The sequence below is a fragment of the Pseudomonas sp. R4-84 genome (genome assembly GCF_054130985.1).
In genome coordinates this window covers 5,518,971-5,532,605 of record NZ_CP096390.1, presented here as the reverse complement: position 1 = coordinate 5,532,605, position 13,635 = coordinate 5,518,971, and the positions used below count along the sequence as shown (strand labels likewise).

The window sequence follows — 13,635 nt, the reverse complement described above, 5'->3', positions numbered from 1 at the left end:
CTGGCCTGCGCAGCAGGCCCCTGCATTTCCTCAGGCAAACCGCATCGTTCGGTTTTGCGGTCGCTGCGCAACCGAACGGGAGCAAGCTCCCTCGCCACGGGGAGATGCATTATCAGGAAGCAAGTGGCCTCGCCTTGGCTTCATTTGCGCTTAAGCATCTCCGGCAACTGCGCCACCAACTTCTGATTATTCAACGGCGCCCGAATAAACCCGCGTTGCTTGCCGTCCGGTCCAATCACGGCAAGGTTGCCGCTGTGATCGACGGTGTAGTTGGGTTTGCTGGTGTCGGCGGGGATGAACGGAATGCTCACCGCGTTCGCCAGTTTCTGCAGGTCTTCAACAGAGGAAGCGGTCAGGCCTTTGAACTGCGGATCGAAGTAGCCCAGGTATTGCTTGAGCTGCTTGGGGGTGTCGCGGTTCGGGTCGACGCTCACCAGTACGATCTGCAACTTGGCCACCGCCTCGGGCGGCAGTTCGCTTTTGATCTGGCGCAGTTGGGCGAGGGTGGTTGGGCAGATGTCCGGGCAGAAGGTGTAGCCGAAGAACAGCAGGCTCCACTTGTCTTTCAGCCCATCCATCGCCACGGGCTGGCCGTCCTGGTCGGTCATTTTCACGTCCGGCAGGTTGCGGCTTTGCGGCAGCAGGATGATGCCGGCGTCGATCAATGCGGTCGGGTCACCCTGGCCTTTGCTGGACAGCACCTTGTTGATGGTCAGGCCGAGGATCAGTGCGATCACGGCCGCGAGGATGAAGACGGTTTTCTGGGTTCGAGTCATAGGCTCAACAGTAAGTAGTGATCAACGAGCAGGGCGATGAACAGCAGGAACAAGTACCAGATAGAGTACTTGAACGTATTGATCGCCGCGTGCGGCCGACTGCCACGGTACAACACCACGGCCCATTGCAGAAACCGGGCACCCAGCACGAGCGCACAAACCAGGTAGATCAACCCGCTCATCTGGATCACGAATGGCATCAGGCTCACCGCCAGCAGCACCAAGGTGTACAGCAGGATATGGATCTTGGTGTAGTGCTCGCCGTGGGTCACCGGCAGCATCGGGATGTCGGCCTTGGCGTATTCCTCCTTGCGATGAATCGCCAGGGCCCAGAAGTGCGGCGGTGTCCAGGCGAAGATGATCAACACCAGCAACAGCGGTTCGGCGCTGACGTGTCCGGTGGCCGCCACCCAGCCCAGCAGCGGCGGAGCGGCGCCGGCGAGGCCGCCGATGACGATGTTCTGCGGCGTTGCCCGCTTGAGGAAGCCGGTGTAGATCACGGCGTAACCGAGGAGCGAGGCGAGGGTCAGCCAGGCGGTCAGCGGGTTGGTAAAGATCAGCAACAAGGCTTGCCCGGCGACGGCCAGCGCCAGGGCGAAGGTCAGTGCAGCGGCGGGCGAGACCCGCCCTTCGGCCAGCGGCCGCTTATGGGTGCGGGCCATCACCGCGTCGATACGCCGATCCACCACGTGGTTCACCGCGGCCGCGCCACCTGCGCACAGCGCGATGCCCAGGTTGCCGAATACAAGGACCGTCCACGGCACTCCGGCGCGGGTCGCGAGAAACATGCCGACCAGCGAGGTGATCAGCATCAATACCACCACTTTGGGCTTGGTCAGCTCCAGGTAATCGCGCCAGATCGCCTGGCTATGGCGTTCACCGGTCAAGGTTGCCATGGCATCTCTCCTTTAATCGTAATGGGGGCGACGCCGTGTTCGGGCGGATTGAAGCGCCAGCGCAGCGGGACGTGGTGCCGTACCCGGACCAGGCTGGTGCGGGCGTGATAATTGACCAGCACCAGGGTCAGCAGCAGGGCGGCGCCCCCGGCGTTGTGGGCCACGGCCACCGGCAGCGGCAGATGAAACACGACGTTGCTTATACCTAATGTAATTTGCGCGACCAGCGCGGTGAGGACCAGCCCCGCCAGTCGGGACATGCCCACCGTCTTTAATTGCCAAGCCAGCCCAAGCAGCACCACAGTCACCAGTAACGCGCCGATGCGATGGGTCACATGGATGGCGGTACGGGCGTCGCTGTCCAGTTGCCCGCCCAGGTAGTTCGGGCCGATGTGCTGGGTCAGGTGAAAGCCGTTGGCGAAATCGGCGGGCGGCATCCATTCACCATGGCAGGTGGGGAAGTCGATGCAGGCCACCGCGGCGTAGTTGGAACTGACCCAGCCGCCCAAGGCGATCTGGCCGATCACCAGCAGCAGCCCGGCCGTGGCCCAATGTTGCAGGCGCTTGGGCACGGTCAGCGCCGGCAACACGCCGGACAATCTCAGCGTGAGCAGAAACAGCAGGCTCAACGTCGCGAACCCGCCCAGCAGATGACCGGTGACGACTTGAGGCCAGAGCTTCAACGTCACGGTCCACATGCCGAACGCCGCTTGCGCGAACACAACGGCGAGGAGAAACAGTGGCAATTTCAATGGCAAGCCAGGGTGACGACGGTTCGTCCAGGCCCGGGCGGCCAGCGCGGCAATCATCAGCGCCAAGGCACCGGCGAAATACCGGTGGACCATCTCGTTCCAGCCTTTATGGGCCTCAACCGGGGCGTCGGGGAAATGCAATTCGGCATGGGCCAGTTGGGCTTCGCCCTTGGGTACGCTGATGAATCCGTAGCAACCCGGCCAGTCGGGGCAACCGAGGCCGGCGTGAGTCAGGCGGGTGTAGGCGCCTAACAGTACGACAATCAATGCCAGCAACGTGGCGAACAGCGCGAGGCGAAATCCAGGCTTGGCCATGTCGATGTCCTCATCCGATGTTCGACAGTTTCAGCAGGTGCCGCAGGTCGTTGAGCAAATCCTTGCCCTTGACCCGGGCGTCGTAGCGCAGCACCAGGTTGCTGTGGGGATCGATGATCCACAGCTGGGCGCCGCCGGAACCCTGGGCGCCTTTCTGATAGGCAGGCAGATCCAGCGGGTAGCGTTGCAGCTGGGGATATTCGCGCTGCAGCTGGGCGTCGTACGCGCTGTCCAGGGGTTGCGCGATGGCCAGGGCATGGCTGGCGCGGCCGGCTTCGCGGCCCAGGCCGATCTGCACTTGCCGGGCCAGGTAGACCAACTGGCGGCAGTCCACCGAGCACTCTTGAGGGGCCGTCACCAGGATCTGCCAGCGCTGCTCGTCGGCCTGCACGCCGATGTCGGCGCGGGACTGGCCGTTGCCGATCAACTCGCCGTGGTAGCTGCGGCTGTCGGGGACCCAGAACTGGAATTTGTACATGCCGGTGGCGAGGATCATCGGGCCGATCACGCCCAGCACAATCAACAGCAATTGTACGCGGCCCTTGCGGCGGCTGCGTGCATCGGGCGCTTCAGACGTGTTGGTTGGATTCATGGTGCTTCCCATGGTGTCTCCCTGCGTTGTGCCATCCGAGGTAGAGGAAAAGGCCGAACAGCGCCGCCGCCATGGCGAACCACTGCACGGCATAGCCGAGGTGTTTTTCCGGACCCATGGCAACCACCGGCCAATCGGTCCGGTAGGCGCCGGGGCCGCTTTGTTGTCTTAGTTCGTAAGCGAAGCCGCCACGGTCCAGTTCTGCCCAGAGTTTCTGCGGTTCGATGGTGGTGACCAGCCGCGGCCACGGTGCGCTTGCCGGGTCGGCGTGAAGTTGGAACGTGGCGCCGGGTGCGACGTAGACCCAGGCTTGAAGGTCGACAGTCTGTTCAGGTGTGCTGAAGACTGGCGGGGTGCGGCGATCCGGCCAGGGCAGCCAGCCACGATTGACCAGCAGCCAAAGCCCGCTGGCGTGATCGAGGAACGGCTGCAGCAGTTCGACGCCCACCTTGCCGTCGTGCTGGCGGTTGTCCAGGAGCAGGCTGTGATCGGCGTCGAATTGGCCACGCAGGCTGACCGGACGAAAGGCCGGATCCGTCGTTTCCGAAAGCTCGACGCTGTCCATCGGCTTGGCCACGCGGCGCTCGGCATAAGTGTCCATGAGCACACGTTTCTGTTCGCCCCGGCTCATTTGCCAGAACCCCAGGCACACCATCACCGGCACCAGCACGGCCACCACGAGTGACGGCACGATGCCCGGCCGGAAGCCTTTCATGGCGCCGCCCTAAGGCTAATGAACGGGATAGCTATACTCACGTGCATCGCGTCCCCCCGGAGTGTTTCCAATGCTCAAAGCAGCCATCGCCCTGATGCTGATCGCCACGGTTGCCAGCCTGTTCAGCGGCTTGTTTTTTCTGGTCAAGGACCAAAGCGATTCCAATCGCCTGGTCATCGCCCTGGCAATTCGCGTGGCCTTGGCCGCTGTGACCGTCGGCTTGATTGCCTGGGGCTTTTTCAGCGGCCAGTTGGTGTCGCATGCTCCTTGGTAAAGAGTCGCCCTGATACGGCTGCCTCAGAGTATGTAGACGAAGAAGAACAAGCCGATCCACACCACATCGACGAAGTGCCAGTACCAGCTCGCGGCCTCGAAGCCGAACTGATGCTCGTTGTCGAAGTGCCCCCGCATGATGCGCATCAGCATCACGAACAGGATGATCGTGCCGATGGTGACGTGGGCGCCGTGGAAACCGGTGAGCATGAAGAACGTCGCGCCGTAGATCCCCGAGCCCAACGTCAGGCCCAGCTCTTTATAGGCGTGGATGTATTCCTCGGCCTGGAAGCCCAGGAACGCGCAACCCAGCAGCACGGTGATCGCCAGCCACACCTTCAATGCGCCGCGATGGCCTTTCTTCAGGGCGTGGTGGGCGATGGTCACGGTGACGCTGGAACTGACCAGCAGGATGGTATTGAGCAGCGGCAAGCCCCAAGGGCTGATCACGTCCTTGGGCGGTGGGAAGAGTTTGGGATCCGGGTTGTTCAACAACGGCCAGACGTATTCGAAGTTCGGCCACAGCATCTCCGACAAACCCTTGCTGCCTTCACCGGCCAGACCGGGCGCCGACACCACTCGTACGTAAAACAACGCGCCGAAGAACGCCACGAAGAACATCACTTCGGAAAAGATGAACCAGCTCATGCCCCAACGAAACGAGCGATCGAGCTGCGCGCTGTACAGCCCGGAGCGGCTTTCCTTGATGACCGCGCCAAACCAGCCGAACAGCATGTAGGCCACCAGCAGGCCGCCGACGAAGAAAATCAGCGGCCCGTGGGATTCGGGACGCGCCGCCTTCAGGTCGTTGAACCAGGTCGCCAGGCCGTACACGGTGACGAACATCCCGACCGTGGCGATGATCGGCCATTTGCTCTGGGCCGGGACGTAATAGTGCTCATGAGTTGCCATTTATTGTTCTCCTTATCGGGCACGCTATCGGTCAGTGTTTATAGCCACCGGAGGATGACGAGCAGTGATATCGAACAGCGTGTAGGACAGCGTCAGGTGCTTCACTTCCTTGGGCATGTCCCGGTCGACGATGAAGCGCATGGGCATTTCGATGCGTTCGCCGGGTTGCAGCACTTGCTGGGTAAAACAAAAACATTCGGTCTTGTGGAAATACGCCGCCGCGGTGCTCGGCGAGATACTCGGCACCGCCTGGGCACTCATCGGCCGGTCGGTGGGGTTGTGGGCGACGAACACCATCTCGTTCACTGCCCCCGGCTTGACCACCAATTGATCGCCCTTGGGGTAGAAATCCCAGACCATGTCCACTGCGTTGGTCGACAGGAATTGCACCCGCACCTGCCGCGATTCATCAACGACCTGCACGCCTTCGTACTGCCCACCGGTCTTGCCGTTGATGCCGAACGCCTTGCACATCACGTCGTAGATCGGCACCAGGGCAAACCCGAAGATGAACATGGCCACCACTACCAGCAACAGACGGGTGACCAGTTTCTTCAGCGAGATTGAATCAGCCATGGTTCCCGCTCCTCACCGAAAACCCTGTGGGAGCGAGCCTGCTCGCGATGGCGGCGACTCGGTGCGTCAGACACACCGCCATCGCGAGCAAGCTCGCTCCCACATAAGGCCCCGGTGTCATCTATTTCACTTCCGGCGGCGTAGTAAACGTGTGATACGGCGCCGGCGACGGCACGCTCCACTCCAGCCCTTCGGCGCCATCCCACGGCTTGGCCGGGGCTGGCTCGCCGCCGCGGATGGTCTTGATCACGATGAACAGGAAGAAGATCTGCGTGGTGCCGAACATGAACGCGCCGATGGACGAGACCATGTTGAAGTCGGCGAACTGCAGGTTGTAGTCGGGAATCCGCCGGGGCATGCCCGCCAGGCCCACGAAGTGCATCGGGAAGAACGCCATGTTCATACCGATGAACGAGAGCCAGAAGTGCAGCTTGCCGAGGGTTTCGTCGTACATGTGGCCGGTCCATTTCGGCAGCCAGTAGTACGCCGAGGCGAAAATCCCGAAGATCGCGCCGGGCACCAGCACGTAGTGGAAATGCGCGACCACAAAGTAGGTGTCCTGGTACTGGAAGTCCGCCGGGGCGATGGCGAGCATGAGCCCGGAGAAGCCGCCGATGGAAAACAGGATCACGAACGCCACGGCGAACAGCATCGGCGTCTCGAAGGTCAGCGAGCCCTGCCACATGGTGCTGGCCCAGTTGAACACCTTCACCCCGGTGGGCACGGCGATCAACAGGGTCGCGTACATGAAGAACAACTCGCCCACCAGCGGGATACCGACCACGAACATGTGGTGCGCCCAGACGATGAATGACAGGAACGCAATGGCGGCCGTGGCGTAGACCATCGAGGTGTAGCCGAACAATGGCTTGCGCGAGAACGCCGGGATGATCGAGCTGACGGCACCGAAGGCCGGCAGGATCATGATGTACACCTCGGGGTGGCCGAAGAACCAGAACACGTGCTGGAACAGCACCGGGTCACCGCCGCCGGCGGCACTGAAGAAGCTGGTGCCGAAGTGGATGTCCATCAGCATCATCGTCACGCAGCCGGCCAGCACCGGCATGACTGCGATCAGCAAAAACGCGGTGATCAGCCAGGTCCAGACGAACAGCGGCATTTTCATCAGGGTCATGCCGGGGGCGCGCAGGTTGAGGATGGTGGCGACCACATTGATCGCGCCCATGATCGAGCTGATGCCCATCAGGTGGATGGCGAAGATGAAAAACGTCACGCTTTCCGGCGCATAAGTGGTGGACAGCGGCGCATAGAATGTCCAGCCGAAATTCGGCCCACCCCCCGGTGTGAACAGCGTCGAGACCAGCATCAGGAACGCCGCTGGCAACAGCCAGAAACTGAAGTTGTTCATGCGTGGCAGGGCCATGTCCGGCGCGCCGATCATCAGCGGCACCATCCAGTTGGCAAGGCCGACGAAGGCCGGCATCACCGCGCCGAAGACCATCACCAGGCCATGCATGGTGGTCATCTGGTTGAAGAACTCCGGCTGTACGATCTGCAAACCGGGCTGGAACAGCTCGGCGCGGATCACCATGGCGAACGAGCCGCCCAGCAGGAACATGGAGAACGCGAACCACAGGTACAGCGTACCGATGTCCTTGTGGTTGGTGGTCAGCACCCAGCGCATCAGGCCCTTGGCGGGGCCGTGGGCGTGGTCGGCGCCGGCATGACCGTGGTCATCGATCACAGCACTCATGTCCTTTCTCCTTCGAACCAATGGGCTGGACGGCGCGGGGCAACGCGCCCCGACCGGTTGCGGGAACAGACGTCAGGCCGGCTCATTGGCTTTCCGCCTGTTTGAGTTCCAGCACTTCTTTAGGCGTGACCATGTCGCCCTTGTTGTTGCCCCAGGCGTTGCGTTCATAGGTCACGACCGCCGCGATATCGACTTCCGACAACTGTTTGCCGAACGCCGCCATGGAGGTGCCGGGCTTGCCATGGAAGACGATGTTCAAGTGATCCTTGATTGGCCCGGTGGCGATTTTCGAGCCCTTGAGCGCCGGGAACATCGGCGGCAAGCCCTGGCCTTCGGCCTGGTGACATGCCACGCATGTGGTGTGGTAGACCTTGTCGCCACGCTCGACGAGTTCTTCGCGCGTCCACTCCTTGCTGGTCAACTCTTTAAGCTGCGCGGCTTCGGCCTTGCGTTCGCCCAGCCATTTCTCGTAGTCGGGTTTGCTCTTGACCTCTACCACGATCGGCATGAAGCCATGGTCCTTGCCACACAGCTCGGCGCATTGGCCGCGATAGATGCCGGGCTTGTCGACGCGGGTCCAGGCTTCGTTGACGAACCCTGGAATAGCGTCGCGCTTGACCGCGAAGGCCGGCACCCACCAGGAGTGGATCACGTCGGCGGAGGTCACCAGAAAGCGCACCTTGGCATCGACCGGCAGCACCAGCGGCTTGTCGACTTCCAGCAGGTAGTGCTCGCCCTTGGCGCTCTGGTTGTTGATCTGTTCGGCGGGGGTCGCCAGGTTGCTGAAGAACTCGACGTCCTGGCCCAGGTATTTGTAGTGCCACTTCCATTGATAGCCGGTGACCTGGATGTCGATCTCCGACTCGCTGGAGTCGTACATCTTGATCAGCGTGGCTGTGGCAGGGATCGCCATCAGCACCAGGATCAGGAAGGGCACGATGGTCCAGAGGATTTCGACGCGGGTGTTTTCGTGGAAGTGCGCGGCATTCTGGCCGGTTGAGCGGCGGTGCATCATCATCGACCAGAACATGGCGCCGAAGACGATGATGCCGATGACCACACAGATCCAGAAAATGGTCATGTGAAGGTCGAACACTGCATTGCTGATCTGTGTCGCTCCAGGCGCCATATTCACAGTCCAGGCCGCTTGCGCCTGACTGAAAATCGACCACAACAGGAGGCCCATCCATACGTGTGGATGTCGCGTCATTGCGGGTTCCCCTTATCGTTCTTGTTATCCCGTAGGCGTAACGCCTGCGGCAAGGGATCGGCTTTTCAGACTGCTTAATTGACTCGCCGCGCCTTGCTGCACATGCAATCGGGTGTCATCAGCTAACTCCATTCCAACCCGAGTATAGACAGCACCTGCAACCTCGCAACGCGACGGCGTAAATCGTTTGAAACAGCCGGGGCTTGCGCTACAGCCCATGAATGGAGAAGGATGCGAACTGAGTGATGGCAAACCGATATAACGGCGACGTATCAGGGAAGGGGCGGTTATGAAAAATAGGTCTTAGGAGTCAATGCGCGCCAGCTAAGTTATGTCATTCCTATTTCATTGCCTGTTGTTTCCTGGAGTTGTCATGAACACCGCCGCATTGCGCGAGCAGATCCAAAAAGCCCTGCAACATGAGGCCGAGACCGGCCTGTTGAGCCGTCAGTTGACGGCGCAGTTACCAACGCTGCACCCCGCCATTCAGTTGCCGGATGCGAACGCCAATGACGTCCTGGCGAGATTTGTCGCCGCCTACATCAACGAAGTGCCTGACCTGCTGGATGCAGCCAATGACGTTGCCAGGGAGGCGGGTATCGAGTCGCAAATCAAACCCGTACTGAAAATTGCCGAGCAGTACTTTCTCCAGCCACCGACCATCACGGCCGGGCATGTCGGGCTCAACAGCCTGCTCGACGAAGCCTATCTGGCGCACCGGTTCGTCGAAGAGGTGAACGACCTCTACATCAAGCATTTCGGCCAGCCGCTGATTCCGTTGGACATGACGGTCGCCAACCTGATCGCCCACCAATTGATCGGTGAGGCATTTGCCAACCAGCTCGATGAAGTGGTGCATCACACGTTCGATGAGATGCTCAACGACGAGACGTTTGCGTTGGAGTCGGTGGAAGCCTATCGCGAGAAGCTCAGCAGCCCGGAGACCGGCGCGGCCTGGAAGCGCTGGCCGTGCATGTCGCGTCGCTTGGGCGTGGGCCTGGAGCTGGATCAGCCGGCGGCTTGATCTATCGGGGACACATGACCCCCCTGTGGGAGCGAGCTTGCTCGCGATTGCATTGGGTCAGCCACAGTGTAGTGGACTGACACGCCGCGATCGCGAGCAAGCTCGCTCCCACATTGAGTCTGTGGTCTTCAAGAATTATCTGCCCTACACCCAGCTCCTTTGGGAGTGAGCTGTCAGGCAGAGGCTGCGCCAACCCCCACCGTCGTGCGCAACCGCCCTTCCAACCGGCGCTTGAGCCCCCGGGATTCAATCAGCAGCTTCGAACCCTTGCTGGCGTTCGCCCGGCCCCATTCTTCGAGCAACTCCAGGCACGAGTGATCGATGTAGCTCAGATTATTGAGCGGCACATGCACCGTCGCGCCTTCGGGAATGGTACCCAGTACCTGGGTCAAGGCCGGAACCTTGAGGAAGGTTGCCGCACCCACCAATCGCAGTTCCATCTCGCCTTCCTGCGGCAGGTCGATCAGGCTGATTTTCAGGCGCGAAGCTTTCCAGGCCAGCTTCACCAGGGTCAGGCCGAAACCGACCAGTACACCGGTCAACAGGTCGGTGAAGATGATCGCCAGTGCCGTTGCGGCATAGGTGAACATGGGCATCCGCCCATAACGACCGAGGCTGCGGAACGCCTTGATGTCCACCAGCTTGAAACCGGTATAGACCAGCACACCCGCCAGGCTCGCCACCGGAATGCTTTGCAGCACGCTCGACAGCAACAGCACGAACAGCAGCAACCACAAGCCGTGGAAGATCGTCGACATCCGCGTGGTCGCGCCGGCCTGGACATTGGCCGAGCTGCGCACGATCACGCCGGTCATGGGCAAGGCGCCGAGCAGGCCGCAGAGCATGTTGCCGATACCTTGCGCCGATAATTCCCGGTCGAAATCCGCCCGTTCGCCGCTGTGCATGCGGTCCACGGCGGCCGCCGACAGCAGGGTTTCGGCGCTGGCGATGAAGGCGACCGCGAAGGCCGCGATCAGCAGCGTTGGATCGGCCAGGCTCAGCAGATCCGCCGGGCGCAGCCAGTCGATGGCTTCGGCCATGTTTTCCGGGACTTCCACGCGCTTGACCTGCAACGCCAGCAGCAGGCTCGCGACGGTTGCCAGGCCGACGCCCAGCAGCGCGCCAGGAATGAAGCGCAGGCTATGGGGCCGGAACTTTTCCCATAGCCACATCACCGCGATCGTCGAAAGGCCCAGCAAGCCGGCCTGCCAGCCGAACGACGGCAAGGCCTGGGCGACTGCCGCAGGGAATGCCGCCAGGTTGTCCAGGCCGGAAGGCTTGGGCGCTGCGTCGAGCATCACATGGACCTGGGACAATACGATCAGCACGCCGATACCGGCGAGCATGCCGTACACCACCGCAGGCGCGGTGACCCGGAACCAGCACCCGAGGCGAAAGCGTCCGGCCAACAGTTGCAGAAGGCCGGCCAACAACAGGATCGGCCCGAGCATGGCCACGCCATGCTGGCGCACCAGTTCGAAAACCAACACCGCCAACCCGGCGGCCGGACCGCTGACTTGCAGCTTGGAGCCCGCCAGAAAACCCACCACCAAACCACCGATGATCCCGGTAATCAGGCCCTTGGCCGGTGGCAGGCCTGATGCGATGGCAATGCCCATGCACAAGGGCAGCGCCACGAGGAATACAACCACCGAAGCCAACAGCTCCCGTGGCAGAACAGCTTTTAATTGAGCAGCACGCATGGCGACTCTCCCGAAGTTTCTTCAGGCATGGCGAGGCCCTACCGCCTCAATAGCGGTAAGGCTGAACCATACAAGGATGATTAGGAGTGGTTTTAGAAGCGCGCTTTGGGCGTCGCCACCGGTATCGGATGGCTGCCATCGAGCGGCAGGAAACAGCCCCGGTCCGCGTCAAAGGCTTTGATCTCGCTGGTCTCGATGTTGTACACCCAGCCATGGATGAACAACTGGCCGCTGGCCATGCGAGAAGCCACCGAGGGGTGCGTTCGCAAATGCTGCAACTGCGCGATCACGTTCTCTTCGGTGAGGACGGGCATGGTCTGCTTCTCGTCACCGCACGGGCAGTTGTCATGGACCATGGTCTTGGCGACTTCGGCGTGGCGCAGCCAGGCCTTGACCGTCGGCATTTTTTCCAAGGTATCGGGGTTGAGCACGGCACGCATGGCGCCGCAATCGGAGTGGCCGCAGACGATGATGTGCTGCACGCCGAGGGCGAGCACGGCGTATTCGATGGCGGTGGAAACGCCGCCGTTCATCTGGCCGTAAGGCGGAACGACGTTGCCGACGTTACGGGTCACGAACAGGTCGCCAGGAGAGCTATGGGTGATCAACTCGGGCACGATGCGCGAATCGGCGCAGGTGATGAACATCGCCCGGGGCTTCTGGGCGGTGGCGAGTTTCTTGAAGAGCTCTTCCTGCTGGGGAAAGATCTCGTGATGGAAATGCAAAAAGCCGTCAACAATGTGCTGCAGCGCTGCATCGGCGGTTTCCGCCTGGGGTTGGGCTGAAGCCGACGCAGCCAACGGCTGTTTATCCTTGTCACTCATGATTCATCCTCTTTGAGACGCCAGTGGCTGGTTAAAAAACATCCAGGTCGAAAGGCTCGACCCGTCAGTCACTCGATGAACAAGGTAGCGGCCGAAACTTAACTCAAACTGAATGGAAGGCTCTAGAACGCATATTACGAGGCGTAAACAAAGCGCCAGGGATGTTTGCGCCGCGCCATCTTCAAAGATCAATTTAAAGCGAACTGTATTTAAATCAATGACATCTGTCGCCCCGGCGGACAGAAGGCATCGCAATCAAGATCGTAACCGTCGCGTCGATCCATTCCCAATCGCTTAATCGTTTTAGCGAAACGCTGCGCCAGCAGATCGGCAAACGGGCCTTCGCCGCGCATCCGTACGCCAAATCGGCTGTCGTACAGCTCACCGCCGCGACTCTGGCGCACCAGGCTCAACACATGGGCGGCGCGCTGCGGGTAGTGCGCCTGCAACCACTCCTCGAACAGCGGCGCCACCTCCAGTGGCAGGCGCAACATGACATAGGCGGCGGTCTGCGCGCCGGCGGCATGGGCTTCGGCCAGCAGGCTTTCGATCTCGCTGTCGTTGATCATCGGAATCATTGGCGCACACAGCACCCCCACCTTGATACCCGCCTCGCGCATGACCCTTATGGCCCGAAGCCGTGCGCTGGGCGCGGCCGCGCGGGGTTCGAGAATGCGCTTGAGCTCATCGTCCAGCGTGGTGAGGCTGATCATCACGTGTACGAGGCGTTGCTGGGCCAGTTCGGTCAACAGGTCCAGGTCCCGCAGGATCAACGAGCCTTTGGTGACGATGGTCACCGGGTGCCGATGACGCAGCAACACCTCGAGAATCCGCCGGGTAATGCGTTGCTCGCGTTCGATCGGCTGGTAGGGGTCGGTGTTGGAACCCAGGGCGATCGGCGCGCACTGGTAGCCGCGCCGGGCCAATTGTTGCTCCAGCACGTCGGCGGCGTTGGTCTTGGCGATCAGCTTCGTTTCGAAATCGAGCCCGGGCGACATGTCCCAGTAGGCATGGCTGGGCCTGGCATAACAATAGATGCAACCGTGTTCGCAGCCTCGGTAGGGGTTGATCGAGCGATCGAAAGGGATGTCGGTGGAAGTGTTGCGGGTGATGATGGTCTTGGCGGTTTCGATGCGTACTTCGGTGCCCTGGGTCGGCGGTACTTCCTGGTACCAGCCATCATCCTCGGCCACCGAACGGCTTGGGGCGAAACGGTTATGCGGATTGGTGGCGGTGCCGCGGCCACGGGGCGGAAGAGGGGCGGACATGGGCAATACTCCGAAAGCTGTATGTGCATACAGTATTCGTTGATTGCCATTGCGGCCAGTGCCATTGGGCGGGTTCTATGGATAA

General features: G+C 61.3%; 14 protein-coding genes. 2 read left to right on the top strand and 12 right to left on the bottom strand.

Features of this window, described 5'->3' with window-relative positions; translation table 11 throughout:
- Positions 1-140: 140 nt before the first annotated feature.
- From M1D68_RS24970 to M1D68_RS24950, 5 genes are read right to left on the bottom strand one after another with little or no spacing between them, the layout of a single operon-like run.
- Entirely contained in the window at positions 141-776 is a 636-nt protein-coding gene (locus M1D68_RS24970) for an SCO family protein (protein ID WP_457968779.1), read from the bottom strand.
- A complete protein-coding gene (cyoE, locus tag M1D68_RS24965; RefSeq protein WP_457968777.1) occupies positions 773-1,672 on the bottom strand; it encodes a heme o synthase in 900 nt (299 codons plus the stop codon). Before cyoE ends, M1D68_RS24970 begins: the two co-directional genes overlap by 4 nt.
- Positions 1,660-2,739 carry a COX15/CtaA family protein gene (locus tag M1D68_RS24960; protein ID WP_457968775.1) on the bottom strand — a complete coding sequence of 360 codons (1,080 nt, stop codon included), beginning with the start codon at positions 2,737-2,739 and terminating at the stop codon, positions 1,660-1,662. Before M1D68_RS24960 ends, cyoE begins: the two co-directional genes overlap by 13 nt.
- Positions 2,740-2,749: 10 nt before the next feature.
- Positions 2,750-3,343, bottom strand: a complete 594-nt coding sequence (locus M1D68_RS24955) for a hypothetical protein (protein WP_434649424.1) — start codon at positions 3,341-3,343, stop codon at positions 2,750-2,752.
- Positions 3,309-4,046 carry an SURF1 family protein gene (locus M1D68_RS24950; RefSeq protein ID WP_457968773.1) on the bottom strand — a complete coding sequence of 246 codons (738 nt, stop codon included), beginning with the start codon at positions 4,044-4,046 and terminating at the stop codon, positions 3,309-3,311. The genes M1D68_RS24955 and M1D68_RS24950 overlap by 35 nt, the downstream gene beginning before the upstream one ends.
- Before the next feature lie 70 nt (positions 4,047-4,116).
- Between M1D68_RS24950 and M1D68_RS24945 the strand changes: the two genes are divergently transcribed.
- Positions 4,117-4,320, top strand: coding sequence for a twin transmembrane helix small protein (locus M1D68_RS24945; RefSeq protein ID WP_420765983.1), 204 nt, complete (start codon positions 4,117-4,119; stop codon positions 4,318-4,320).
- A gap of 23 nt (positions 4,321-4,343) precedes the next feature.
- On the opposite strand, the gene M1D68_RS24940 is transcribed toward M1D68_RS24945, so the two are convergent.
- The 4 genes from M1D68_RS24940 to coxB all read right to left on the bottom strand — a co-directional run bounded on the left by M1D68_RS24940 (position 4,344) and on the right by coxB (position 8,731).
- A complete protein-coding gene (locus M1D68_RS24940; RefSeq protein ID WP_457968771.1) occupies positions 4,344-5,231 on the bottom strand; it encodes a cytochrome c oxidase subunit 3 in 888 nt (295 codons plus the stop codon).
- Positions 5,232-5,255: 24 nt separating this feature from the next.
- On the bottom strand, positions 5,256-5,807 hold the full coding sequence (locus M1D68_RS24935; protein WP_457968769.1) for a cytochrome c oxidase assembly protein: 552 nt from the start codon (positions 5,805-5,807) through the stop codon (positions 5,256-5,258).
- A 121-nt stretch (positions 5,808-5,928) separates the two neighbouring features.
- Positions 5,929-7,521, bottom strand: a complete 1,593-nt coding sequence (gene ctaD / locus M1D68_RS24930; protein ID WP_457968767.1) for a cytochrome c oxidase subunit I — start codon at positions 7,519-7,521, stop codon at positions 5,929-5,931.
- An 82-nt stretch (positions 7,522-7,603) separates the two neighbouring features.
- Positions 7,604-8,731, bottom strand: a complete 1,128-nt coding sequence (coxB, locus tag M1D68_RS24925) for a cytochrome c oxidase subunit II (RefSeq protein WP_039593404.1) — start codon at positions 8,729-8,731, stop codon at positions 7,604-7,606.
- 373 nt (positions 8,732-9,104) lie between these two features.
- On the opposite strand from coxB, the gene M1D68_RS24920 reads away from it, so the two are divergent.
- Complete coding sequence (locus M1D68_RS24920; protein ID WP_457968765.1) at positions 9,105-9,755, top strand: hypothetical protein; 651 nt, start codon at positions 9,105-9,107, stop codon at positions 9,753-9,755.
- Positions 9,756-9,928: 173 nt separating this feature from the next.
- Here the strand turns inward: M1D68_RS24920 and M1D68_RS24915 are convergent, their stop codons facing one another.
- The 3 genes from M1D68_RS24915 to M1D68_RS24905 all read right to left on the bottom strand — a co-directional run bounded on the left by M1D68_RS24915 (position 9,929) and on the right by M1D68_RS24905 (position 13,550).
- The gene (locus M1D68_RS24915) at positions 9,929-11,458 is read right to left on the bottom strand and encodes a SulP family inorganic anion transporter (RefSeq protein ID WP_434561394.1); all 1,530 of its coding nucleotides are present in this window, start codon (positions 11,456-11,458) and stop codon (positions 9,929-9,931) included.
- 92 nt (positions 11,459-11,550) lie between these two features.
- The gene (locus M1D68_RS24910; protein ID WP_420765976.1) at positions 11,551-12,282 is read right to left on the bottom strand and encodes a carbonic anhydrase; all 732 of its coding nucleotides are present in this window, start codon (positions 12,280-12,282) and stop codon (positions 11,551-11,553) included.
- A gap of 209 nt (positions 12,283-12,491) precedes the next feature.
- Complete coding sequence (locus M1D68_RS24905) at positions 12,492-13,550, bottom strand: PA0069 family radical SAM protein (protein WP_457968763.1); 1,059 nt, start codon at positions 13,548-13,550, stop codon at positions 12,492-12,494.
- Positions 13,551-13,635: the final 85 nt, after the last annotated feature.